The organism is Dorea chungnamensis, assembly GCF_039832125.1.
Lineage (GTDB): Bacteria > Bacillota > Clostridia > Lachnospirales > Lachnospiraceae > JAFBIX01.
Genome location: NZ_JBDOHT010000008.1, coordinates 51161 through 75598, shown reverse-complemented (window position 1 = coordinate 75598; position 24438 = coordinate 51161). Strand labels below are relative to the sequence as shown.

Annotated in this window: 24 protein-coding genes and 1 tRNA gene; 7 read left to right on the top strand and 18 right to left on the bottom strand. The window is 42.6% G+C overall.

Translation table 11 applies throughout. The annotated features are described in order from the left end of the window. Position 1: 1 nt before the first annotated feature. From ABE613_RS08805 to ABE613_RS08765, 9 genes are all read right to left on the bottom strand, one after another. On the bottom strand, positions 2-658 hold the full coding sequence (locus ABE613_RS08805) for a hypothetical protein (RefSeq protein ID WP_235231988.1): 657 nt from the start codon (positions 656-658) through the stop codon (positions 2-4). 88 nt (positions 659-746) lie between these two features. Continuing rightward, positions 747-1307, bottom strand: coding sequence for a TetR/AcrR family transcriptional regulator (locus ABE613_RS08800; protein ID WP_347376175.1), 561 nt, complete (start codon positions 1305-1307; stop codon positions 747-749). Positions 1308-1350: 43 nt separating this feature from the next. Next, on the bottom strand, positions 1351-2697 hold the full coding sequence (locus tag ABE613_RS08795) for a citrate/2-methylcitrate synthase (protein WP_347376174.1): 1347 nt from the start codon (positions 2695-2697) through the stop codon (positions 1351-1353). Next, positions 2669-3187, bottom strand: coding sequence for a winged helix DNA-binding protein (locus ABE613_RS08790; protein ID WP_235231991.1), 519 nt, complete (start codon positions 3185-3187; stop codon positions 2669-2671). The genes ABE613_RS08795 and ABE613_RS08790 overlap by 29 nt, the downstream gene beginning before the upstream one ends. A 49-nt stretch (positions 3188-3236) precedes the next feature. After that, entirely contained in the window at positions 3237-4850 is a 1614-nt protein-coding gene (gene groL, locus ABE613_RS08785; protein WP_347376173.1) for a chaperonin GroEL, read from the bottom strand. Between the two features lie 34 nt (positions 4851-4884). Further along, on the bottom strand, positions 4885-5169 hold the full coding sequence (locus tag ABE613_RS08780; protein WP_235231993.1) for a co-chaperone GroES: 285 nt from the start codon (positions 5167-5169) through the stop codon (positions 4885-4887). 217 nt (positions 5170-5386) lie between these two features. Then, entirely contained in the window at positions 5387-5818 is a 432-nt protein-coding gene (locus ABE613_RS08775) for a MarR family winged helix-turn-helix transcriptional regulator (RefSeq protein ID WP_235231994.1), read from the bottom strand. A 99-nt stretch (positions 5819-5917) separates the two neighbouring features. Further along, the gene (locus ABE613_RS08770) at positions 5918-7843 is read right to left on the bottom strand and encodes an AAA family ATPase (protein WP_347376172.1); all 1926 of its coding nucleotides are present in this window, start codon (positions 7841-7843) and stop codon (positions 5918-5920) included. Positions 7844-8004: 161 nt separating this feature from the next. Next, positions 8005-8077 (bottom strand) — tRNA-Lys (locus ABE613_RS08765). A 141-nt stretch (positions 8078-8218) separates the two neighbouring features. On the opposite strand from ABE613_RS08765, the gene ABE613_RS08760 reads away from it, so the two are divergent. The 4 genes from ABE613_RS08760 to proC all read left to right on the top strand — a co-directional run bounded on the left by ABE613_RS08760 (position 8219) and on the right by proC (position 11756). Beyond that, a complete protein-coding gene (locus ABE613_RS08760) occupies positions 8219-8734 on the top strand; it encodes a DUF6512 family protein (protein ID WP_235231996.1) in 516 nt (171 codons plus the stop codon). A 121-nt stretch (positions 8735-8855) separates the two neighbouring features. Then, positions 8856-9557, top strand: coding sequence for an L-2-amino-thiazoline-4-carboxylic acid hydrolase (locus ABE613_RS08755; protein WP_235231997.1), 702 nt, complete (start codon positions 8856-8858; stop codon positions 9555-9557). Between the two features lie 32 nt (positions 9558-9589). Then, positions 9590-10879, top strand: coding sequence for an amidohydrolase (locus ABE613_RS08750; protein ID WP_347376171.1), 1290 nt, complete (start codon positions 9590-9592; stop codon positions 10877-10879). A 79-nt stretch (positions 10880-10958) separates the two neighbouring features. Continuing rightward, positions 10959-11756, top strand: coding sequence for a pyrroline-5-carboxylate reductase (gene proC, locus ABE613_RS08745; protein WP_235231999.1), 798 nt, complete (start codon positions 10959-10961; stop codon positions 11754-11756). 784 nt (positions 11757-12540) lie between these two features. On the opposite strand, the gene ABE613_RS08740 is transcribed toward proC, so the two are convergent. The 9 genes from ABE613_RS08740 to ABE613_RS08700 all read right to left on the bottom strand — a co-directional run bounded on the left by ABE613_RS08740 (position 12541) and on the right by ABE613_RS08700 (position 21087). After that, positions 12541-13158: a V-type ATP synthase subunit D gene (locus ABE613_RS08740; protein WP_347376170.1), complete on the bottom strand. Its 618-nt coding sequence runs from the start codon at positions 13156-13158 to the stop codon at positions 12541-12543. A 70-nt stretch (positions 13159-13228) separates the two neighbouring features. Further along, positions 13229-14611 (bottom strand): V-type ATP synthase subunit B, encoded by a 1383-nt coding sequence (locus ABE613_RS08735; protein ID WP_235232001.1) that lies wholly within the window; start codon positions 14609-14611, stop codon positions 13229-13231. Positions 14612-14625: 14 nt separating this feature from the next. After that, a complete protein-coding gene (locus tag ABE613_RS08730; protein ID WP_235232002.1) occupies positions 14626-16398 on the bottom strand; it encodes a V-type ATP synthase subunit A in 1773 nt (590 codons plus the stop codon). Beyond that, positions 16391-16978 (bottom strand): V-type ATP synthase subunit E, encoded by a 588-nt coding sequence (locus tag ABE613_RS08725; RefSeq protein WP_347376169.1) that lies wholly within the window; start codon positions 16976-16978, stop codon positions 16391-16393. The genes ABE613_RS08730 and ABE613_RS08725 overlap by 8 nt, the downstream gene beginning before the upstream one ends. Before the next feature lie 37 nt (positions 16979-17015). Beyond that, positions 17016-17324: a V-type ATP synthase subunit F gene (locus ABE613_RS08720; RefSeq protein ID WP_235232004.1), complete on the bottom strand. Its 309-nt coding sequence runs from the start codon at positions 17322-17324 to the stop codon at positions 17016-17018. A 1-nt stretch (position 17325) separates the two neighbouring features. After that, positions 17326-17760 carry an ATP synthase subunit C gene (locus ABE613_RS08715; protein ID WP_235232005.1) on the bottom strand — a complete coding sequence of 145 codons (435 nt, stop codon included), beginning with the start codon at positions 17758-17760 and terminating at the stop codon, positions 17326-17328. 28 nt (positions 17761-17788) lie between these two features. Next, the gene (locus ABE613_RS08710; protein WP_235232006.1) at positions 17789-19729 is read right to left on the bottom strand and encodes a V-type ATP synthase subunit I; all 1941 of its coding nucleotides are present in this window, start codon (positions 19727-19729) and stop codon (positions 17789-17791) included. After that, positions 19726-20772 carry a V0D/AC39 family V-type ATPase subunit gene (locus ABE613_RS08705; protein WP_235232007.1) on the bottom strand — a complete coding sequence of 349 codons (1047 nt, stop codon included), beginning with the start codon at positions 20770-20772 and terminating at the stop codon, positions 19726-19728. The genes ABE613_RS08710 and ABE613_RS08705 overlap by 4 nt, the downstream gene beginning before the upstream one ends. Positions 20773-20775: 3 nt before the next feature. Beyond that, the gene (locus ABE613_RS08700) at positions 20776-21087 is read right to left on the bottom strand and encodes a hypothetical protein (protein ID WP_235232008.1); all 312 of its coding nucleotides are present in this window, start codon (positions 21085-21087) and stop codon (positions 20776-20778) included. Between the two features lie 195 nt (positions 21088-21282). On the opposite strand from ABE613_RS08700, the gene trmB reads away from it, so the two are divergent. From trmB to ABE613_RS08685, 3 genes are all read left to right on the top strand, one after another. Further along, positions 21283-21939 carry a tRNA (guanosine(46)-N7)-methyltransferase TrmB gene (trmB, locus tag ABE613_RS08695; RefSeq protein ID WP_235232009.1) on the top strand — a complete coding sequence of 219 codons (657 nt, stop codon included), beginning with the start codon at positions 21283-21285 and terminating at the stop codon, positions 21937-21939. Positions 21940-22177: 238 nt separating this feature from the next. After that, complete coding sequence (locus tag ABE613_RS08690) at positions 22178-22501, top strand: thioredoxin family protein (RefSeq protein ID WP_347376168.1); 324 nt, start codon at positions 22178-22180, stop codon at positions 22499-22501. 64 nt (positions 22502-22565) lie between these two features. Further along, positions 22566-23870 carry a DUF1002 domain-containing protein gene (locus ABE613_RS08685; RefSeq protein ID WP_235232011.1) on the top strand — a complete coding sequence of 435 codons (1305 nt, stop codon included), beginning with the start codon at positions 22566-22568 and terminating at the stop codon, positions 23868-23870. The last annotated feature ends 568 nt before the right edge of the window (positions 23871-24438 follow it).

Below are 24438 nucleotides of genomic sequence, written 5' to 3'. Positions count from 1 at the left end.
ATCACCGTCCCATCGCTTTATATCCTATCAAAACAACCCACACATAAGCACATGTCTTGGGAATCATCAACATTCCAACCGGCGGCACGGTATCTGCAAACAAAACCACCGGAATATAACATGCAAAGCTTATGACCACCGCAAGCCACAGAAACCGAAACGGCTTATCCTGTTCTGCCTTTGCACTGCGATAAAACAGAACCACAATCAACACACCAAGAATGGTGAACGGAATATTACGGTAAATTCCCCAAGAAAGTGGTGCCTCAGCGCTCATCCATGCATTCTGCGGCATCAGACATAATACAATACGCAAGAGTGCCAGAATCCACACAATCATTGTAAGTTCTTTTTTATCGTTGACCTGATACCGAAGCCGCCATACATAATAGAGCAGCACATAGAATAATGTCATTGTAATGGATGTAATCAGTTTCCCGACACCAAGCGCTGCCGTATAGTTTTCTAATCCTGTCGTACAGAGCGCAATCGCTCTTGGTACGAGATGGAATGCATCCCCGCATCCAAGTACGACCGCCATCATCCCATATAGAAAATATTGTCTGCGTCCCTGGCTTCCACGAATCATAAGAACACCAAGTGTAATAACCGACACCAGATATACGATATCAAACAGTGTCTCAAAAATTGCCTGCATAAGCTCTTCCTCCTTAGGTGAACATTGTTCATTTTATTTGAAAAGAAAGCCCGTCAAAAGACGGGAATTCTATTATATGAATCAATAATTATAAGTAAATCGTTCTTCGTATCGTCTCTTTCAGCACTTCACAGCTTGTCTTTCCCTGTATAAGTAATAACAACAAATTGTCTAGCACAAAATCAATAAACTCCATTTCTGTAAATGCTGAAGAAAATGCCTCTCCTGATACCCGGTCATCTGCCTTCAATACCTCCAGCATGCCTGTTTTCATATGGTCGAAATAATGCTTCATTGTGCTTTTTGCCTTCCCTTTTTCAGAGTTGGCGATACTGACAGAATGCGCTGTGAAAAAATCCGGGTAATCTTCAGCACCTTTCTGTATACATTCAAAAATATACGCTACATATTCTGGGAAAGTGAAGTCCGTCGGGCACTTGTGATCCATATGGAAAATCGCTTTCCATATATCTTCTACAATCGCAAGCAGCAATTCATCTTTATTAGAATAATAATTATATAATGTCCCAAGTGCAATATGACATTCATCAGCAACGGATCGCATATTCACTGCAGATAACCCTCTGGAAGCCACAATCCCTCTGCACACCTGAAGGATCGCTTCTTTTGATGTGATACCTGTATTCAATATACTCACCTCCCATGTGAACATTGTTCATCATAGCATTTTCTTACTCAATTGTCAATTTCTCCTCCATCACGCTCATGTAAGCCGGACGTATAATCTTATCTGTGCAGATCAATTCTTCGATGCGATGTGCACTCCAGCCGACAATCCTTGCGATTGCAAATATTGCTGTGTATAATTCCTTTGGAATTCCAAGCATATCGTACACAAATCCACTGTAGAAGTCTACATTCGGGCTGACTCCTTTGAATATATGGCGTTTCTTAGCAATCAGCTCCGGAGCAAGCTCCTCTATATTTTCATAAAGTGTCAGATCTTCTTCTCTTCCTTTTTCTTTTGCAAGCTGCTTCACATATTGCTTGAACACTCTTTCTCTCGGATCAGACAGCGAGTAGACTGCATGGCCGATTCCATAGACCAGACCCTTCCGGTCAAATGCCTGCTTATCAATAATCTTATTCAGATAGGCTGCTACTTCCTCTTTATCCGCATAATCTTTTACATTTTCCCGGATATTTTCCATCATTTCCATGACCTTAATATTCGCTCCTCCATGTTTTGGCCCTTTCAGGGAGGACATTGCTGCTGCTATCGTAGAGTAGGTATCCGATCCGGAAGAAGTTACGACTCTCGTTGTAAAAGTAGAATTGTTTCCTCCTCCATGCTCCATATGGAGAATCAATGCAGTATCCAGAACTTTTGCTTCTGTCGGCGTATACTTCATATCCGGACGTAACATTCGAAGAAGATTTTCTGCGGTAGACAGCTCTGGATCAGGATTGTGAATATACATACTCTGATTATTTTCATAATGGTTGTATGCATGATAACCATACACAGCAAGCAGCGGGAATTCGCTAATCAACTGGATACATTGCCGAAGGGAATTGCTGACACTGATATCTTTCGCATTCTTATCATAAGAAGCCAGGGTCAGAATGCTCCTTGTCATAGAATTCATGATATCCTCAGATGGTGCTTTCATAATGACATCCCTGGTAAAATTGGTCGGCAGCGTCCGGCATCTTCCGATGATATCACGAAATGTTGCCTCTTCTACCTTTGAAGGCAGTTCGCCCATCAGCAGTAGATAAGCAATCTTTTCGAATCCCATCTGATCCGGTCCCAGACTGTGAATCAGATTCTCCACCTTATATCCTCTGTACCACAGCTCTCCATCACAGGGAACCTTTTTATTGCCTTCTATACGTGTTGATACAATCTTTGATATCTTCGTAAGTCCTGTCAGAACACCATTTCCATTCTCATCACGCAGGCCTCTGTTTACACCATACTCATCATACAGGCGCCGGTCAATGTTATCATTTTTACGGCAGATATCTTCTTCTCGTTTTGTATAATCATTCATCAATTCCATCATCTCTGTCATTTTCTTCCGACACCTCCATTTCTTCTATCTTACTGGTCATAACGGTATCCAGTTGTTTCATCAGCTGTAGTAATTTAATCAGATTCTCTTTTCCAAACGCTTCGATTACTTTTCCATAATAATCTTTCAGACAGGCTTCTTGTCTGGCAAGCAGACTGCTTCCCGTATCTGTTATTGTGACATAGGTCCCTTCTTTTCCACTTCCATCATGGGACCACAGAACCAGCCCCCGGTCTTTTAATTCCGTTATCATCTTGGAAGTCTGCCGAATGGTCATCTGCATCTTATCAGACAGATCTTTTAAATAAGTCCTTCCTTCATATATGATAGAACTCTTACTCTCTGAAGCAATCATATGCAGAGCAATGTATTCGGCCAAGGTCATTTCACAAAAAAGTTCTCGGATTTTACCCCTGTTCATCAGATAATGTCGATATATCAGTTCATTCGAAAGCTCTGCTACTTCATTATTCTCTAATAAGTTCTTCATACATCTATCACTCCGAATCAGCTATCTTTTATCGGTCTTCATATTTATCCTAATACATATCCGGCTGCGGAGATACTGCCGGTGCTGCTTCCTTGACATCTGCCACAGCAGCTTCTGTAGTCAGAAGTGTAGCTGCTACGCTGACGGCATTTGCAAGTGCATGTTTTGTGACCTTGACAGGATCGATAATTCCTTCTTTGAGCATATCTACATACGTTCCATGAATTGCATCGAATCCAATTCCATCTTCACTTTCTTTTACTTTATTTACAACGACAGAGCCTTCCAGTCCTGCATTTTCTACAATCGCGTAAAGCGGTGCTTCCAATGCTGTTGCTACGATCTCTGCACCTGTCTTTTCATCGCCTGTCAGTGTTGCTGCAAGTTCATGGACTTTCTTCTGTGCATGGATATACGCAGATCCGCCGCCACTGATAATTCCTTCAGACACTGCAGCTTTGGTAGCGTTCATTGCATCTTCCATACGATATTTGGCTTCCTTCATCTCGGTCTCTGTTGCTGCTCCGACACGGATCACTGCAACACCGCCGCCTAGTTTGGCAATACGATCCATCAGTTTCTCTTTGTCAAAATCAGATGTTGTATCTGCCATCTGTCTTCTCAGGCTGTCAATTCGTTCTTCCACTCCGGCTTTGTTACCTGCGCCATCAACGATGGTTGTATTCTCCTTGGTAACTTTCACGGATCTGGCACGTCCAAGCATATCCATTGTTGTGTCCTTCAGCTGCATTCCAAGATCGTCCATAACGACCTGTCCACCCGTCAGAGTTGCAATATCCTGCAGCATTTCTTTCCGATTATCTCCGAATCCAGGAGCTTTTACTGCAACAACCTTTAAGGTTCCTCTTAATCTATTTACGATCAATGTAGTAAGAGCTTCGCCTTCTACATCTTCTGCAAGAATCAGAAGCTCTTTTCCCTCTCTCATGATATTTTCCAGAATCGGAAGAATGTCCTGAATATTAGAGATCTTCTTATCCGTCATGAGGATATATGGATTCTCCATATTGGCAACCATCTTCTCTTTGTCATCACACATATAACCGGAAAGATATCCATTATCGAACTGCATACCTTCTACCACATCAATTTCTGTCTTCATGGTCTTGGCTTCCTCAATGGTGATGACTCCATTCTCTCCGACCTTTTCCATCGCATCTGCGATCATCTCACCAACTTCTTCGTTACCGGCAGAGATGGCGGCAACCTTTGCAATATGATCTTTTCCAGTTACCGGCTGGCTCATCTCCTCCAGCGCTTCACAGACAGCATCGGAAGCTTTTTTCATACCTTTTCTCAGGATGATCGGATTCGCTCCGGCCGCAATGTTCTTCATTCCCTGGTTGACAAGTGCCTGTGCCAGAACGGTTGCTGTTGTTGTTCCGTCACCTGCGATATCATTCGTCTTCGTCGCAACCTCTTTAACCAGCTGCGCACCCATGTTCTCGTAGTGGTCTTCCAGTTCAATATCCTTTGCGATTGTCACACCATCATTAGTGATCAATGGCGCACCATAAGACTGCTCTAATACTACGTTCCTTCCTTTTGGTCCAAGTGTTACTTTTACAGTGTCTGCAAGCTTATTGACACCTGTCTCCATTTTCTTTCTTGCATCAATATCAAAACTAATATCCTTTGCCATAATGAATTCCTTCTTTCTCTGAACTTTTCAAAATCTATTCTACAATTGCCATAATATCGCTCTGATCTACAATAATATACTCTTCATCATCTATCTTAACTTCTGTTCCGGCATATTGAGAATATATAACTTTATCCCCTTCTTTTACCTGCATACCGCTACATTTTTCGTCGTCTCCCTTTCCAGGTCCAACCGCGATTACAACTGCATCCTGTGGTTTTTCTTTGGCACTGTCTGGCAGGATAATTCCAGATTGTGTCTTCTCTTCTGCTTCCTGTTGCTGCAAAATAACTCTGTTTCCTAATGGTCTTAATTTCATTACAATAACCTGCCTTTCATTTTTGTCAGCACTCTTTCTATCCGAGTGCCAGGTTTAGTTTAAAAAATATATTACTCCTCGCGAAGTAATTATTTTAATTTTAAACTATTTATTTTTAAAGTATTATATCACTTGTTTTTTCTTTGTCAACAGAGTTTATACTTTTTTTAAAAATAAAAATGCAAAGCATATTTTTATACCTTGCATTTTCATCAGACTATATGATATTTTCTATATTACTTTTTATCTTCAAGGAAACTTCCAGAAATACCCGAAGTTCTTCTTCTGATATTCCCTGCAGAATCTGCCGGTTCATCTCTTCTCTTCTTTTTGCCATCTCTGCAACAATCTCTTTCGCAGAATCCAGTACTTCATAATGCACATATCTACGATCATTTTCGTCTGGAATCGCCATAATAAACTTCCGCCTGCACAGACTGTCAACCGCCTGTGAGATATGGCCCCTGTTCATCATTAATTGTGTATGGATATCCGTGGGAGTGTTATGGCTGCCGCAACGGGATAAGAAATACAAAATCTCTAATTCTGCTTTTTTCAAGTCATATTTCTGGCGTAATTCTATACTTTGTTCATCCAACAGTTTCTTAAACTGTCCGCCTTGCAAGATAGATTCCATCTGTCCGTCCATAACATCACCTACTTTTTCAAATATTAAGTATCATTTTATCAAATAAGAGAATGTAAGGCAATAAAGGACTTGTGAATATTTATGCTCAAGAATAACAAGCTATTCTCTTTTTTCCCACTTTACTTCTGCTTTCTTGCCATAATGCGCCAGCCCAACATAATACACTGTCCCTTCCATCTGTGCATCATACTTCTTTTCCTTCGCCTGCCGTATTGCATCCAGCGCCAATTCTTCCAGACTCTGTGACTTGTCTCTGGTATATTTGAATTCCAGTATCATATGTGGCAGTTCTGGTTTTCTGGCATAAAGGAGAATATCTCCCCTTCCCATTCCACTCTCCCGGTTACTTTGCACATCATAATATGGATGCAGAAAAGTACACATTCCTAGCATCATCATATGATAGCTGTTCTCACTTTTTAAATCATGACAGGAGGGCAGATTCATTAGAATCCACTGATATTCTTCTGCAAATCTCTCCATAGCCTCTGTTCTCAGATTCAAGAGCATCAGGTCAATATGTCCTTCTTCTACCTGCATATAAAATGCTGTAAGTTCCTGAAAAGCCTTCCACACTTCATAATTTGGAATCCGAAGCTTATAGATTCCTTCACTTAATTCCTCCTGGACCGTTACCATCCCTGCGTTGATTAACAGTCCCCAAAGAGAAGCATCATCCTGCTTCTCATAATATGCCATTGACAGTTCTGCACTGACAGTTGCTGTTCCTTTTTCAATCAATTCATTATAGCCACGGGAAAAAGATTCGCCCCGCTGCGCAAGTGCATTTTTAATGATACTGTTCTCACTGGTATTCAGCCAATAGGCTTCTAGCTTCTTTCTGGATGCATAACATGTTACCGACCACGGATTATATACCTCCTCTGTACCGAACAGATATCCATCATACATTGCCTTAATATCACTTGAAAATTCCAGTTCACAATATTGCAAAAGTGCTTTGACTTCCTTCTCTGAGAATCCAAAGCATTCTGCATATTCCGGATCCTTTACCGTACAGACAACCAGATTATTGAGTCCGGAAAATATATTCTCCTTGGCAACACGCTGCACTCCAGTCAACATCGCTTTTTCAAGAGACGGATTCCCTTTGAGCGAAGAGCTTAAAAGTTCTGCCAGTACGCCACGTATATTCTCATAATATCCGCTATCATTTGCAGAAATAAATGGTGTATCATATTCATCTATAAGAAGGTATACCTTTTTCTCATAATATAATTCCAACAAATAACATAATACAGAAATCGATGCAACAAGATAATTTCTCCCCTCATCATTCATTTCCCTCTGGCAAAGACAGCGATATATCCTCTGTGCCTGCGCATTCTGCTCCTTGGGCAATCGCGCTTCCTTCCATACAAATGAATACCGCTGATATTCTTTTTGAATCACATCACATAACTTATACAACATCTCGTTCGCCGAACTGCCCTTGACATTCAGAAATGACAGAAATATGACCGGATGTTCATTCATCTCTTCCATGACATAGCTTTCGGTAACTCTGGTCCCTGCAAACACATCGCCGGAATATTTTGTACAATCCAGGAATTCAGCCAACATGGACATATTTAATGTCTTCCCGAATCTTCTGGGGCGCGTGACCAGCGTGATCTGATACCAGGATTCCAGGAATTCCTCTATCATCTTCGTCTTATCCACATAATATCCGCCTTTTTCACGTAAACTACGAAAATTCTGTTCTCCAATTACCAGCTTTTTCCTGATATTCTTCCGCGACTTCTTATGCTGCGCCTGATAGGATATCATATTCTCGCACAACACGCCATACCTTGCTGCCGGTGCTCTTCCAAAGAGTTCATCCATCGAACAATCCAGCACATCTCGAATCCTCTCTAATGTCTCCAGATCCGGTGATCTCTTTCCTGATTCGTAATTCGTATAAGTGGAACGGGAAATATTCAACTTTTCTGCCATCTCTGCCTGCGTATATCCCCTTACTCTGCGCAGATGCATCAAATACTCATGAAATTTCGTTTTCATGTCCGAATCAACTCCCTTTGTACTTTCCTAAAGTATAACATGTAATGTTTCACATCGCAACATTATGTCGTGTCGTATTGCAACATTTTATTGTAAAAAAATACAGCAAAAAAATCACCGCCCCCAACGCTCTCATGTCGCCAAAAACAGTGATTCCTAAGTGCGCGATCAGGGGTTCGAACCCTGGACACCCTGATTAAGAGTCAGGTGCTCTACCAACTGAGCTAATCGCGCATCTACTATTGATTTTTATTGCGTCTTCCGTAACGCAATTGATATTATATAATAGCATTCTGAAAAAAGCAAGTGTTTTTTTATATTTTTTTCATATATTTGCATTTTCCTTCATATACTAGTGGAGGGAGGCGTATTGTTATGAAATTTTTATCAAAATATATTGACGCAAAAGACAAGCCTTATATACTTATCGTAATTGTTCTGGGCTGTCTGAATCACTTTTTATATGATATTTCTGGAAAACTGGCAGGGGTCGCCATATTCTGTCCGGTAAATGAATCTACCTGGGAACATTTGAAGCTTTTGTTCTTTCCTTTTCTTTTCGTATCTGTTTCCCAGTATTTTAAATTTCACTTCCATACAATTCGTTTCTTCTATTATCGTTTTATCGCTGCTCTATGCGGAATACTTTCTATTATTGTATTATTTTACACGTATACAGGAGTCATAGGACAACATTTTCTCTTCGTTGATCTTCTTATCTTTATTTTTAGTGTTTTTCTCTCCTTCTCCATCTGTCATTATCTACAGCAAAGAGAACTTACGCTTCCTTCACAGACTATCGTATTTTCTCTTTGGATTCTGGTATCCATGAGTTTCTTTGCTTTTACCTGCTTTCCACCAGATATTCCTCTGTTTTTTCCTACACTCTGACTCTTAATCAGGGTGTCAACGAATTTATTTCACAATCCACAAATCCGCAATGCATTTTTCAGATAACTGTAGTATAATTGTGTTGGTACTTTATTACGTTACAAGAAAGGAGCGTGGGATTATGGAAAATAAACCTGTTCAATGTAAGATAGAGCACCATGCAGTTTTATTTGCACTCTTTGCAAAACACGCAATCGAATTATGCGGTGAAAAAGGGAAAGAAGCAATTCTTACCGGAATGACTACCTATGGCAACGAACGAGGTGCCCGTATGGCTGCCAACGCAATTGCCCATGGAGACCCGCTGACAACTATGACCAATCAGGCATATGGTGAATGGAAACCCGATTACAACGGTCAGATGGAATTTGGACAATTACGTACAGAACCGACACTTCAGACCTACATATCCAAATGCGCCTGGTGTGATGCCTGGAAAAAACACGGATTGACCGAATACGGCAAATTTTATTGTGTCAATGTTGACAATGCAGTTTACCAGGGATTCCGTTCTGATTTTGTCTGCACTCCAACTGCCACTTCCATGAGCTGGGGCGGAGAAAGATGTGAATTTGACTGGGGATATCCCCTGACACCTGATGAGGTCACTCAGCTCGCAGAAAAGAAAAAAGAGCTTGGAACTTCCTGCATGAAAGATTTTAATTTTCACACTGCTCATATCAAGCACACAATCAGCAAGACATTAATCGATACTCTTGGTAAAGACGGGCAAAAAGCTGTTGATCTGGCATTGAAGGATTATGCCGACACCTTCGGTCAGGAATATCTGGATGTCCTGGAAAATGTTTATCCGGCAGAGTAATTAAAAACACATTAACTACAAGGAGGTATGACATGAACCATGAAGCAGATGCGACGAACATTATCGCATCCTGGATTGACCAACATGAGCCAGAACTAATCGAAACCGCCAGCTACCTCTTCCAACATCCGGAACTCGCCTACCAGGAAACTCTTTCCTCCAGATATCTGGCAGAATACCTGGAAGGTCATGGATTCGAAGTCACATATAAAACAGCCGACATTGAGACCGCATTTACCGCTGTATGGCATAGTACTCCTGTTCAAGAAAAACCAATTATTGGATTCCTTGCAGAATACGATGCGCTTGCAGAACTGGGACATGCCTGTGGGCACAATCTTCTCGGCACCGGAGTCTGTGCTGCAGCCTGCGCATTAAAAGCAGATATGAAAAAAAATCATACACCTGGAACGATCCGCGTGTATGGTTGTCCGGCAGAAGAGATCATGTCTGGCAAGATAAAAATGAATGAGAAAGGGGTATTCGATGACTTGGATGTAGCCGTCATGTGGCATCCATTCGACCGAAACCGTATAAGCAACGATATCTGGCAATCTCAGGATATCAAAAACTACACATTCCACGGCATCAGCGCCCACGCTTCCAAGGCACCGGAAGCTGGTAGAAGCGCACTGGATGCAGCGGAACTTATGAATATTGGCGTCAATTATCTAAGAGAACACGTCCCCGGTGACGTCCGTATGCACTATGCATACATCGATAACGGCTTGCCGGCAAATGTCGTTCCCGACTTTGCCAAGACCAATTATTTCATCCGATCCGCCAAACGTGCCCGTACCGAAGATGCAAGCATCCGAGTCGACAATTGCGCCAGAGGCGCTGCCATGATGACTGGAACATCCGTCGACATTGAACTGGTCGGAAGTTGCAAAGAGATGAAAGTCAACCGTCCATTGACCGAGATCTACTACAAAGCCATGACTCAGATTCCGACCCCTGAATATACAGAAGAAGAACTCGCCTTTGCCGCAGATATTACCCGCGAGGCAGGCCTTCAAAATAACGGTATCTACTTCACCGGATTAGAACCACTGGAAGACGAACCAGTCCCCATATCCATTGGAACAGACGCTTCCGAAGTAAGCCATACCGTTCCCCTCATCACAATCAGCGCAGCAACCATGTGCAAAGGCACACCACTGCACCACTGGGCAGCCGCCAAACAAGCCGGAATGAGCATCGGCCACAAAGGAATGCTGTACGCTGCAAGATGCATGGCAGAAGGAACAAAATTATTACTTGAGAAACCAGAAAATTTACAAAAAGTATGGAAGTATCATTTGGGTACACCCCATTTATAAAAAAGTGACACCACAAATGTTAAATGGGGACGTAGTAAAATTGCATTTTACTACGTCCCCAATAAAGGAGGTACATAATATGATTACAAAGAAAATTGGAGTTATTGGATGTGGTAACATGGGTGGCGCTATTCTCTACGGCGCATTGGAAAGCGGCGTTCTCCCTAAGGAGAATGTCTATGTATATGACATTAATCCTGCTATGATGGAAAAAGCCAAGGGCTGGGGTGTGAACCTTGCTAAAGATGATGAAGATGTCTGCTTAAGCAGCGATATTATCCTCTTGGCCGTAAAACCACAGAATGCTGCCGAAGCGTTATCTCAATGTAAAAAAGCGTTAGATGAAAAAGCAATGATGTCCATCGTTGCCGGAGTAACCGTAGAACGCCTGAGAAATATGATTGACGGTACTCCAAGGATTCTTCGCCTGTTGCCAAATACTCCTGCTATGGTATTCGAAGGAGCATTCGCAATCTGCTCTGACAATGACTTTACAGAAGAAGAATTAGAGATTGCAAAATCCATTTACAGCACAATCGGAATTATTGAAATGGTACCGGAACACTTGATTGATGCTGCCTGTGCATTAAACGGCGGTGGTCCTGCTTTCGTTGCTATGTTCATTGAAGCCATGGCTGATGGTGGAGTAAAACAGGGGCTTCCTAGAAAAACAGCTTATCGCCTTGCAGCACAGACTGCTCTCGGTACAGCCAAAATGATTCTTGAAAAAGAATTACATCCAGGTGAAATCAAAGACATGGTAACCTCCCCAGGCGGAACAACCATCGAAGGATGTGAGGCACTGGAAAAAGGCGGCATGAGAGGTGCCGTTATCGACTGCATCAACAAAGCCGCTGAGAAATCCAAGAAGTTATAGATGGGAATTTAGATGAGTTAGTTGGTGATTGGGAGGTGTACGGCGCAAGGGAGTTGGATAGGCTGGTCTGTATCCGATATCCTTCGCTGAGAATCCATAACAGAAAAAAGAGTTGCAATTTCGTGACCGGACTGATTCACCGAGAAATTTGGATAATTTCTCGATTCAGCAGTCCTTTTGAATTTGGCTGAATGCCAAATTCTCACACGGAATTGCAACTCTTTTTTCTGTAACGGATTCTAACACTTGGATAGACGGATACAGACCAGCCTATCCAACTCCCTTGCGCCTGACATTTCCAATTACCGAACGGACTCATCTGGCGGAATTTCTGGCGCGAAGCGCAATGGGGAGCGATGTTTTTATACTATTCATCATTATTTCAATGGAAGAATCAGTTAGTTATTCCGCCAGTTTTTTGACAATATCTTTACTGATATCTTTCCCTCTGCATGACGCGCAGGAATCCTCCCGGATGAGGAAGTTGCGGACTTGGGGGATGTCAGGCGAGAAGATGGATGGGATAGTTTCCATTCGTTGGCCAAGCGATAGAATCCGTTACTGGAAAAGAAGCAGATATTTTGTGCGAAGATTTGGCTTCAAGCCAGATCTGAGAAGGCTGCTGAGCCTCGAAATCATCAAGATTTCGGGGCGAATCAGCCTGGTCACAAAATATCTGCTTTTTTTCCTGTTATGGATTCTTAGCGAAGGACTCCGCAATGGAAACCATCCCATCCGTCCTCTCGCCGTACACACCCAATCACCAACTAACTCATCTAAATTCCTACTTCCCTTGCATCCTTTTAATTACCTTCAATCTGGTAAATTCTTCTCTTTCTTTTTCTTCCAGGGCATTACTGATGTTATAAACCAGATTGGTATACATCGGGATTGTAATATTTTTCAGTGCATTGGCGCGTTTCTGTGTCTTCTTGATATTCGTAGCCAGGCGATAAGCTGAATTTTCAACTTCAGCCAGCTTGATCGTCAATGCTTTCACCTCACGGAATGCCTCTCTGGCAATATCAATAGACTCATGCGTGGCACCAAATGCATAAGTCAGTTTATTCTGTTTCTCATCATATTTTATATGCGGAATTTCTGTTCCCATAATACTTCGCGTCTGAATACGGATAGAATCCTCTATCGGAACAGTAAAGGCCAACTCCTGTACTTTACTGATTCCCAGCTCAATATTGGCACGCTGCAGACAGGCATATGCTTTCGTAAAGGTCGAATCAATCTCTTCCTGGATATCTTTCGCCTCATCAATCAACCCCATCAATTCCTTTAAGAGGATATTACGTTTCTTATCCATCAGCTCATATCCCTGACGCGCAAGTGCCAGCGAATTCTTAGCAAGCATTAAGTTTCCTTTTGTAGGAAATTCTCTCGGATCCATATACAAACCTCTTTTCTACTGCTAATCTTATTACAGTCTACAGACTATCTGCTATTTCCAAATATCGCAACTAGTCTGTTGCCGGTGTATAGTATTTATCGATCAGTTTTGTATCAATTCGGTCGAGCTCTTCTTTTGGCAATAACCGCAGAAGTTCCCAGCCCAGATCCAGCGTTTCCTGAATCGTCCGATTCTCCGTCGGGCCCTGGCCGATGTAACGTTTTTCAAACTCTACACCAAACTTCAGATATTTTTTATCAATCGGAGACAATTCATCTTCGCCGATAACAGAAGCCAGATTTCTTGCCTCTCCCACTTTTGCATATGCAGAAAACAACTGGTTTGCCAGATCCTGATGATCTTCACGGGTATATCCAGCTCCAATTCCATCCTTCATCAGACGTGACAGGGACGGAAGTACACTGATCGGCGGATAGATCGCCTGCCCATGAAGGCTTCGGTCTAATACAACCTGGCCCTCTGTAATATATCCGGTCAGATCCGGGATCGGATGTGTAATATCATCATTTGGCATCGTAAGGATCGGAAGCTGCGTTACAGATCCATTTGAACCCTCTACAATTCCGGCACGCTCATAGATGGTTGCCAGCTCACTGTACAGATAACCCGGGTATCCCTTTCGAGAAGGGATCTCTCCTTTGGAGGATGAGACTTCTCGTAACGCTTCTGCAAACGAGGTCATATCCGTCAGGATAACAAGGATATGCATATTGCATTCAAATGCCAGATATTCTGCCACTGTCAGCGCAACTTTCGGTGTGATCAGACGTTCCACCACCGGGTCATTTGCCAGGTTCAGGAACATACATACATGGTCAGATACTCCGCTTTCTTCAAATGTTTTCCGGAAGAATTCCGCCACATCATGCTTTACACCCATTGCTCCAAATACAATCGCAAATTCTCCTTCTGCGCCATCTCCCAGAGATGCCTGCTTAACAATCTGTGCTGCCAGCTGATCATGCGGCAGTCCATTTCCCGAGAAGATTGGAAGCTTCTGTCCACGAATCAGTGTTGTCAGTCCATCAATTGCAGAGATTCCGGTCCGGATATAGTTTCGCGGATATTCTCTGCGCACCGGGTTCAGCGGAAGTCCGTTGACATCTCTTCGCTCCACTGCCGTAATCGAGCCCAGTCCATCGATTGGTTCTCCGATTCCGTTAAATGTACGCCCCAGCATATCCGGTGACACAGCCACTTCCATCGGACGCCCGGTCAATTTTGTATGCGTATTCTGAAGGGACATATTCTCCGTTCCTTCAAACACCTGTATAATCGCCTTGTCTTCATTCAGTTCAACAATACGGCCCATCTTCTTGATGTTGCCTTCTACGACAAATTCAACAATCTCGTCAAAGAAAGCATTCTGCACTCCTTCCAGTACAACAAGAGGTCCGTTGATATTACTCAGTCCAAGATATTCTATTGCCATTTACGGTTCCTCCTTTATGCATTCTTTTCGATTACTCTCTGATAAAAATGGTCAATCTCCACTTTATATAGATCTAGCAGCTGCAGATCATCGTTTGGAACATCATATTTCATTGCAATTACTTTCTCGAAGATTCCTTCCGCCTTTAACACAGACATCGGCATTCCCATTGCAACAAGAGCCCGGGATGTTTTATACAGATATAAGATAACATCCATCATCTTAAACTGCTTTTCCGGCGATACGCAGGTATCATCTTTGTGGAAAGCATTCTGCTGCAGGAAGCCCAGACGGATTACTCTGGCGATCTCCAGGATCAGTTTCTGATCATCCGGAAGTACATCTCCGCCGATCAATTTTACAATCTCCATCAGGTTACTCTCCTGGCTCAGAATGGTCATCATTCTGTTTCGATAATCTGTAAACTTCGGCGACACATGGTCTGCGTACCATCCACTGAGATCATTCAAATATTCACTATAACTGTTCAGCCAGTGAATTGCCGGGAAATGTCTTGCATACGCCAGAGATTTATCCAGTCCCCAGAAGCATCTCACAAATCGCTTAGTATTCTGCGTAACTGGTTCTGAAAAATCTCCTCCCTGAGGAGATACTGCTCCGATAATGGATACGGACCCCACCTCGCCATTCAAAGTCTGCATCATACCAGCTCTTTCATAAAATGCTGACAGCCGAGAAGCCAGATATGCAGGAAAGCCTTCCTCAGCAGGCATCTCTTCCAGACGTCCGGACAACTCACGCAGAGCCTCTGCCCAACGTGAAGTAGAATCAGCCATAATAGCCACATCATATCCCATATCCCGATAATACTCTGCCAGTGTAAGGCCTGTATAGATAGAAGCCTCACGGGCTGCCACAGGCATATTCGAAGTATTGGCGATCAAAGTGGTACGATCCATCAATGGGTTACCGGTTCTCGGATCCTCCAGCTGAGAGAATTCTTCCAATACCTGCGTCATCTCATTCCCACGCTCTCCACATCCGATATAGATAATAATGTCTGCATCCGCCCACTTCGCAATCTGATGCTGCATCATCGTCTTTCCTGTTCCGAAGCCTCCCGGAATCGCTGCAGTTCCTCCCTTTGCAATCGGGAACATGGTATCCACGATACGCTGTCCTGTAATCAGTGGAATATTTGCCGGGAATCGATGAGCCGACGGTCTCGGAACACGGATCGGCCAGCGCTGTGTCATCGTAAGATCTCTCCTGCTGCCATCCAAAAGTTCCAGCGTAACCAGCACATCCTCTATCGTATACTGCCCATCCGGAACAACGGAGACAACCGTTCCTTCTACATCTGGCGGCACCATACACTTATGAACAATTGCACGTGTCTCCGGAACCTCCGCAATAATGCTTCCGCCATGAACCACATCTCCAACACACACCGTCATATGCGTATCCCACAACTTTTCTCTGTCCAGCGAATCCACACTGATTCCTCGGGTGATAAATGACCCGGCAGTATCCGCGATTCGATCCAACGGACGTTCAATTCCATCAAATATATTATTCAGAATTCCCGGTGCCAGAGTAACGGATACTGCTGATCCAGATGACTCCACGATCTCGCCCGGTTTTAATCCTGATGTTTCCTCATATACCTGTATCGTTGTCAGATCCTTATCCAGGGAAATCACTTCGCCCACCAGCCTCTGTTCCCCTACATATACCATCTCTGACATCTTAAAATCAGTCATACCTTTCAAGTAGATAACGGGACCATTGATTCCGTAGATTTTTCCAGTTGATACACTATTCAACTCCCGCACCTCCTCTGAATACAAACTCACGATATTCTTTTTCAATTGCGCCCTTGAACGCGTGATCAATCAGAATATTCCGTTCTCTGATCACGGCCCGCACACCTCCGATAAAGTCCTCTTTACTCACGGTAAGTGCCATGCCGGTATGTTCCTCCAGATAATCTTTCTTATCTTCATCCGTCGGATTAATGTAGATCGTTATAGCTGCCCCGTCTGCAAATCGGGCCGACTTATTAATATACTCAATCAGAAGACGCTTATATTCTTCCGTCTTCATGAAGTCCCGTATCAGTTCCTCAACCTCCCGGAACAGCTCCTTTTTCAACTCTTTTTGTGTCTTTCCCAGTTCTCTTTTTAATTCCAGCTGCGCCTTGGACATCGCCATATTCAGCTGCTGCTTTGCATGGACTCTTTCCGCCTTCACTCTCATCTCCGACTGTCGGGTTGCTTCTATGCGGTGCTGCTCAAATACGCCCATCAGCGCATCTTCATGCTTTTTCATAATAGCATTGCCCTCTGTTCTGGCTTCTTCCATCGCTGCGGCCTGCAAATGTGATATCTTCTCTTCTATTGTCAAGTGTGTCACCTTCTTTTCAATTGGAATTTCATTCCATCTATAATTTCAGGCCAATCGCCTCATTTACATAAGATGTGATAAAATCTTTCTTACGTCCGGTTCCGTGTCTGTCAGGAATCTCTATCAAAAGCGGCATCTCTCGTCCCAGCTTGATCTCATCGATCAGATCCGGGAATTCTCTGCCGAACTTTTCCGTCAGCAGTATGATTCCCACTGTCTTATCATTCATCGCAGTCTCAATGGCCTCCCGAAGCTCCTCTCTTTCATGAACCACTACACCATCGACACCAGCCAGCCGCATTCCTGTCAGCGTATCGATATTATCACTGATCAGATACATCTTCATCTTACAATTTACCTAAGATCATGAAGGAGATGATCAGTCCATACAGACATACACCTTCTGCAAGACCTACGAAGATCAGAGACTTACCAAGTGCGCTGGAGTCTTCACTGATTGCTCCAAGAGCAGCACTGGCAGCACTGGCAACGGCAATACCACCACCTACACAAGACAAACCGGTTGAAAGTGCAGCGGCAAGGTAACCGAATCCTGTAGCATTTGAAGCAACATTTTCTGCAGTGTCAGCAGCCTGTACCGGATCCCCGCCAAACATCATGATTGCTGCAATTACAAATGCTCCAAAATAAAAGAATACATTGGTTCCAATTGCTCGTTTATATCTTTTTCTGGATTTTTCTCCGAGCAGATAATAGCCAAATGGAATAATAATACTAAGTATCAAAGTTGCAATGAGTAATAATTTTACTGTTAATGTCATGATTGATATCCTCCTTATGTTTGGATTATTAATGTTCTTTACTATGATTATTAAACGGTTTGAATTCCCGTCCGTTTCCTTTATAGAACCGGCTGAACATCTCGTAGTATTCCAGACGAAGTACCTGGATTCCAACGACCAGTCCCTCCAGTCCACATACCAGAATATTGCCCAGCACAAATACGATCCAGTTCGTACTTCCCTCAGATGCACCGGACAGCATAAGTACAACTTCCATCATTGCCGCATGACTGACTGCAAATGCGCCGATTCGCACATAAGATATGGTGTTGGAAAAGTAACTCAGCATTGTTTCGAACAATTCAAAAAATGCCTGCACAAAGAACATGACTTTTCCTTCTTCCATCTTCTTATGTCGCTTCTGAACCAGATTGGCAAGAGGTTCTTTGAACACGAACATCAAAATCGGAACTCCCAGGAAGATAACCATCATAATATTTCCCGGAACTTTATGTCCTGTCATATACAAGACGATCGTAAGAACGAGAAAGCCATAGAACACAAGTCCTGCCACTCCGTTATTCGAAAACAGCCCGTTTTCCAGATCATGTGACTTTATAGCGTTAACCACATTGAAGATCATCACCAGCAGATTCAGCGCCATACCAAATGCAATTGCCACAACAAATACGGTATTCAGCTGACCGATAAACGGAAGATTCGTCATTGCTTCCACCGGCCTTAACCAATGTGCTTCAATAATATTCTCAAATCCAAATATACTGCCGAACATATATCCAAAAAATGTCGAGAAAAGACCGGCGATGGATATGATTCCCGCCAGATCGATCTTCTTAATCAGATAGAGCAGACCGCCGATAACAAACAGGCACAGTCCCTGCCCCATATCTCCAAACATGGCACCAAAAATAAATGTATACGTCAGTGCCACGAACATCGTCGGATCCATCTCGTCATGAGCCGGAAGCCCATACATACGGATAAACATCTCAAAAGGCTTAAAGAATCGAGGATTCTTTAACTTCGTCGGAGGATCTCCAAAGAACTTTTCCTTATCCTCTTCTACCACGATGAACACTTTGTCATCGTGTTCTGCTTCTTTTACAAATGCCTCAACATCTTTTTCTCCCATCCAGCCGCAGAGGATATAATAATCTTCTTTATTATCTCCTACATCTGTCCTTGCCGCCATCTTTCGTACATCGAAGTTATTCGATAACTCTTCCAGCCTTCTTCTTGCACCAAGAAGCTGTGACGCATGCTTTGTCATGAGTTCTTCGATTTTAGTATCAATTTCCTTCATCTGTTCTGCAGCATCATTAATTTCTTTCTGGATATCCTGGCATGCCAGTTCCGGTGTCCCAACATAATCCCTGGATAGCGAGATTCTTTCAAAATGAAGAGAATTGAATACCGAGTCCACTTTACTTGCCTCTGCATTCGAGACAAAATAGCAGCCATAGACATAATTCTCATTCCGGACACCTTCCAGGAATATTGCATTCAGATCACTAAACAGATATCTCTCCAGTCTCTTATAATAATCGACTTCAATTCTTCCGAAACGAACCTTCATATACTTATATCTCATGACTTTGTAGAGATCCAGCTCCAGTGGTCTGAACGGCTCCAGTACATTCAGGTTATCCTTTATGCCATCTGCTTTCTTCTTTAAAAGTTCTTTCTTTTCTACCAGTTCCAGATAATTATGATTAATATTCCGAATCAATGTAATCATCTCGTCTTCCGTCATGGAAGCGTCCACATGAACATTTCCATCCGGTATCAAAGCCGCAAACTGTTCTGCCTTTGCTAATGGTTCCTTATACGGATTCACCTCTACAAAAGGCATGAGATTGTCTGTCGTCTTTAATTCAGTAAGGGCGTTCTCAAGCTGCATCTCATATTTTGACAGATATACATCACATACACGGTCAATATCTGTTCTTGGTCCGCTAATGCTCAAAAACTTCATTTTTACAATCATTCAATCACACCTCCTAGGTATCCTAACGTTTCTCTTGAAGATAAGCCGTAACGGATACATTCAAGGGCTGTAGTTAGTTTATATATTTCTTCTTCTTTTAAAAATAAATACGTATTGACCGTTGCTATAGAATATGGATTCTTTCTCCGGTCACTCAGATATAATCGCTTCAGACATTCTTTATAGATATGCTCCAGTTTCTTTCCCTCAAAACCAACAAGTTTCTTTGCATAATAAGTCGTCCCAAGCTGCCGTTCGAATTCTTCCAGTGTAGGTGCCTCGACCAGCATTTTAAATTCCTCAACACTGATTCGATAATGAATCGGAATAGTAAGGGAATAGATATCTGGTGGAAGCATATGATAATACTTCTTAGCACGATAGATCCACTGGATATTCAAAAGATCTATCTTCGTTCCACAGTCCCTGGTATAAAGTTCCAGTTCCTTCCCTTTCAGAAGCCGCTTATTCTTTTTCCACATACTGGAAAAATAATACAGATCCAATGCCAGATCATAATCAAAGAGATTCGCATCCTCTGCATCTCTTAGCTTCTGGAGAGGAGCATAATACTCCGTTCCCCGCAGGTTATCTACCAATTCTACAATATTTCTTGATGTGATCAACTTATCAATGGATATCTGGGAATACTTATCGAAGAATTCTTTCTTATATTCTAGATCAAACGGTTTATCGTAATGATTAAATATGATACGCAGACAATAATTAATCAGATCAATCTCATACCTCTTCCAGTATATCTTCAGGAACTTCTTCTGTTCCATTCCCGCAAACCGGAAAATTCTTGTGTAATCATCAAACAACGACTGATACAGCACTTTTTCCACATTGCCGCGGTGATACAACGAGACATCCATCCGATTAACATAATCTGCATAAGCCGGCTTTTCTTTCAGATAATCTATAGCTTCCGGTACGCTTTTCAGATTCGCAATATTCTCAAAATCTTTTTCTGTAAGGAGCTTTGCCTGCATCGCACGGACCTTTGTAACAATTCCGCTGTATGACATAACATTTCCCATGTTTTACACCTCTATTATATGCTTCAAAATCTCCTGGGCATATGCGCTGTGATTTTTCTCAAATTCTTTTCTCAGATTATCAATCGTCGACTGATTCTTCTCTCTCTGATCCGCCAGAATCCGTTCCATCTCCCTGTCGGCTTCTGCTTTAATCTGATCCAGTTGTACCTGCGTCTCACTTTCCAAATTCTCATCAAACTGGTCTCGCTTCCTCTGAATCTCTTTCTCAATCTCTTTTTTCTGAGCCTCGGCATGCTCCACAATTGCTTCCGCAGTCATCTCTATATCCGCTAATTTTTCAACAACAGATTCCATAGGCGCCTCCATTTTCCTATAATTACACTCATGTTATAATAATACTCTTATTTTTTCAAATTTCCATAGTCAATATTACCAAAAAATTACAGCCTTGTTACTTATTTAACACATTCGTGTAGAATTGACTTTTCTTTGCTCAAGAGATAAACTAAAAGATATGCTAAAACGCTTGAAAATAGGGAGGAATCGCGTATGCGTCTTAGAAATATACCACGCGCAGAAGGTGTATTGAACGACTGTAAAGAAGTTGTTAAAAATGAAACTGATTTTAAAGGAAATTGGCAAAATGTATTTGATAATACCAACCCCATACATATAGAAATTGGAATGGGAAAAGGAAAGTTTCTTCTCTCCCTTGCTCAGTGTAATCCAGATATCAATTACATTGGCATCGAGAGATATTCCAGTGTCCTTCTTCGTGCAGTAGAAAAATTCCAGGAAATGGAGAATTCTCCATCTAACATTCGCTTCATCTGTATGGATGCTGCTGATATCGCAGAGGTATTTGCTCCTGATGAAGTCTCCCGTATATATCTGAATTTCTCAGATCCATGGCCGAAGGCTCGTCATGCCCGCAGACGCCTGACTTCCGCTGAATTCTTTGCACAATATGACCGGATACTCACTCAGGACGGGACTGTTGAATTCAAGACAGATAACAGGCCTCTCTTTGATTTTTCCGTAGAACAGCTAAAAGAATCTTCCACATTTGAACTTGCCGCCTGTACCTACGACTTACATAACACACCAGATATGAACCAGGGCAATATTATGACAGAATATGAAGAAAAGTTCTCTTCTATGGGTAACCCCATCTGCAAATTAATTGCTCACAGGAAATCTTTATAATATCTCTCTGTGCCAAAGTCTTGTACATCTGCATATATTAATATAGAAGAATTTATATCTGGATGTAAGCATATGGGACGCAGACGAAAAAAAGGAATCAAACAAAAGATCTGTGAATTTACTTACCGACAAAAAGGATTACACAACAAATTAATCTGTCTAAGGCACTCTATGGATGAAGTATGTCGCATATTGAATCCCAGATGCTAGAAGATGAGAAAAAGAAAGGTTGAATAATATGTTACACTTAACAGCCAAAAATTTTGCGGCTGAGGCGAAACACGACCCTCTTCCGGTTGTGGTCATGTTCTATGCAATATGGTGCGGCAAATGCGCTATGATGAAGCCGGTTGTAGAGGAAATCGAAAAAAAATATGGAGGCCAGATTAAATTCTGCGAAGTAGAAGTTGACGAATCGGCCGTACTTGCCGCCAACTACGAAGCAAATATCGTTCCGACATTCGTATTCTTTCAGAACGGCGAATTGCTTGGAAGTATGCAAGGTGTCATAGACGAAGAGCTATTTGATCAACGTCTACAGAAAATCTTCAGAAATAGTTAATGCATATTTTATTTGCAAAAATAGCGGAATATGGTATATTAGGGTAGAATCATGAAGTCTCCGTGTGGCAGTCGACGAAGCTATAGCCATTTTGCTTGCGTCGGCTGTCGCCGCAAAAGAACAAAAAGGAGGTATGGTGTTTACACCAGACATTATGAAAAAGATAAAACGAACATTACCATTAATCATGGCTGCAGTACTTACCTGCTCCAGCCTGCCTCTGGTAGCTCAGGCTGACAGCTCAAAGGTTGTAACTCTTGGCGCCAATCTTACAGAGGAACAGAAAACCTCCATGTACGAATATTTCGGAACTTCTGCTGATGAAGTGGATACCATCGAAGTAACCAATGCGGATGAAAGAAAATACATGGAAGGAATCGCTTCTGAGGAACAGATTGGAACTCGTACATATAGCTGTTCCTATGTGGAACCAACCAGCAGTGGCGGTGTACAGGTAAAAGTTGCAAACCTGACTTATGTAACCAGTTCTATGATTGCAAGTACATTATTAACTTCCGGTGTTGAGAACTGCAATGTTGTTGCTGCCTCTCCAATCGAAGTATCCGGTACCGGGGCATTGACCGGAATCATGATGGCTTATGAACAGGCAAGCGGTGAAGCCCTGGACGAAGGACAGAAGGAAGCTGCCACTCAGGAACTGATAACTACCGGAGAACTTGCCGATACCATCGGTCAGGAACAGGCAAGCGACCTGATGAACGAAGTAAAAGAAGACGTCATCGATAACAACTTAACAGATGAAGGCGAGATTCAGGATGCAGTCAACAATGCCGCAGATAAATATAACATCACCCTTTCCGAAGGACAGATGGCTCAGATCGTATCCCTGATGCAGACAATCTCTCAATACGATTATGACACAAAAGCATTGAAGAAGACACTGGACAACTTGAACGGAGAAAGCGGCGGATTCTTCTCCAACCTCTGGAGTTCTGTCAAAGGATTCTTTACCGGCGATTCTAACGACGGCGGAATCATCAACGATACTCAGGACGATGTCCTCGGAGCAGATGCCATCATTGACAGTACACTGGATGCAGTTGTCGGCGAAGAAAAAGAAAGCTTCTGGGATAAAATAGTTGGATTCTTCAAAGATCTCTTCGGCGGAGAGGATGAAGATACCAACGAAGATACAGAAGAAGTAGACGAAGACGCTGACACCGACGAAGAAGAAGACAACACCGATGATACAGATATCACAGACGATTCCGATCTCGATGGAAGTGATTCCACAGATGATGCTGCAATCGACGATTCCACCGCAGACGGAACCGATACAGACACCTCCGGTGACACAGGATTAGTCATCGATGATGGCACAACCGATTCCAGCGAGAGTGTTCAGTAGGAATTTTGATGGGTAAGTTTTGTGATTGAGGAGTGCACGACGCAAGGGAGTTGGATCGGTTGGTCTGTATCCGGTATCCTTCGCTGAGAATCCATAACAGAAAAAAGAATTGCAATTTCGTGACCGGACTGATTCACCGAGAAATTTGGATAATTTCTCGATTCAGCAGTCCTTTCGAATTTGGTCTGTAACCAAATTCTCACACGGAATTGCAATTCTTTTTTCTGTAACGGATTCTAGTGCTTGGATAAACGGATACAGACCAACCGATCCAACTCCCTTGCGCCTGACATTCTCAATCACGGAACGAACTCATCTAGGGGAATTCCTAGCGTGAAGCGTAATGAGGTACGATATTCTTATACTATTCATTATTATTTTGATGGAAATATTGTTTAGTTATTCTGTCAAACTATTGCCAATATCTTTCCCTTTTCGTCATACGCAGGAATCCTCGCAGATGAGGAAGTTTCGGACTTGGGAATGACAGGCGAGAGGATGAATGAGATGGTTGACATTCGTTGGACAAGCGTTAGAAGCCGTTACAGAAAAAGGAACAGACATTTTG

What these genes read in the sequence shown, in the direction of transcription:
- ABE613_RS08805 (WP_235231988.1), bottom strand. Translation starts at nt 658, where the DNA reads ATGCAGGCAATTTTTGAGACACTGTTTGATATCGTATATCTGGTGTCG.
- ABE613_RS08795 (WP_347376174.1), bottom strand. Translation starts at nt 2,697, where the DNA reads ATGACAGAGATGATGGAATTGATGAATGATTATACAAAACGAGAAGAA.
- ABE613_RS08790 (WP_235231991.1), bottom strand. Translation starts at nt 3,187, where the DNA reads ATGAAGAACTTATTAGAGAATAATGAAGTAGCAGAGCTTTCGAATGAA.
- groL (WP_347376173.1), bottom strand. Translation starts at nt 4,850, where the DNA reads ATGGCAAAGGATATTAGTTTTGATATTGATGCAAGAAAGAAAATGGAG.
- ABE613_RS08780 (WP_235231993.1), bottom strand. Translation starts at nt 5,169, where the DNA reads ATGAAATTAAGACCATTAGGAAACAGAGTTATTTTGCAGCAACAGGAA.
- ABE613_RS08775 (WP_235231994.1), bottom strand. Translation starts at nt 5,818, where the DNA reads ATGGACGGACAGATGGAATCTATCTTGCAAGGCGGACAGTTTAAGAAA.
- ABE613_RS08770 (WP_347376172.1), bottom strand. Translation starts at nt 7,843, where the DNA reads ATGAAAACGAAATTTCATGAGTATTTGATGCATCTGCGCAGAGTAAGG.
- ABE613_RS08760 (WP_235231996.1), top strand. Translation starts at nt 8,219, where the DNA reads ATGAAATTTTTATCAAAATATATTGACGCAAAAGACAAGCCTTATATA.
- ABE613_RS08755 (WP_235231997.1), top strand. Translation starts at nt 8,856, where the DNA reads ATGGAAAATAAACCTGTTCAATGTAAGATAGAGCACCATGCAGTTTTA.
- ABE613_RS08750 (WP_347376171.1), top strand. Translation starts at nt 9,590, where the DNA reads ATGAACCATGAAGCAGATGCGACGAACATTATCGCATCCTGGATTGAC.
- proC (WP_235231999.1), top strand. Translation starts at nt 10,959, where the DNA reads ATGATTACAAAGAAAATTGGAGTTATTGGATGTGGTAACATGGGTGGC.
- ABE613_RS08740 (WP_347376170.1), bottom strand. Translation starts at nt 13,158, where the DNA reads ATGGATCCGAGAGAATTTCCTACAAAAGGAAACTTAATGCTTGCTAAG.
- ABE613_RS08735 (WP_235232001.1), bottom strand. Translation starts at nt 14,611, where the DNA reads ATGGCAATAGAATATCTTGGACTGAGTAATATCAACGGACCTCTTGTT.
- ABE613_RS08720 (WP_235232004.1), bottom strand. Translation starts at nt 17,324, where the DNA reads ATGAAGATGTATCTGATCAGTGATAATATCGATACGCTGACAGGAATG.
- ABE613_RS08715 (WP_235232005.1), bottom strand. Translation starts at nt 17,760, where the DNA reads ATGACATTAACAGTAAAATTATTACTCATTGCAACTTTGATACTTAGT.
- ABE613_RS08710 (WP_235232006.1), bottom strand. Translation starts at nt 19,729, where the DNA reads ATGATTGTAAAAATGAAGTTTTTGAGCATTAGCGGACCAAGAACAGAT.
- ABE613_RS08705 (WP_235232007.1), bottom strand. Translation starts at nt 20,772, where the DNA reads ATGGGAAATGTTATGTCATACAGCGGAATTGTTACAAAGGTCCGTGCG.
- ABE613_RS08700 (WP_235232008.1), bottom strand. Translation starts at nt 21,087, where the DNA reads ATGGAATCTGTTGTTGAAAAATTAGCGGATATAGAGATGACTGCGGAA.
- trmB (WP_235232009.1), top strand. Translation starts at nt 21,283, where the DNA reads ATGCGTCTTAGAAATATACCACGCGCAGAAGGTGTATTGAACGACTGT.
- ABE613_RS08690 (WP_347376168.1), top strand. Translation starts at nt 22,178, where the DNA reads ATGTTACACTTAACAGCCAAAAATTTTGCGGCTGAGGCGAAACACGAC.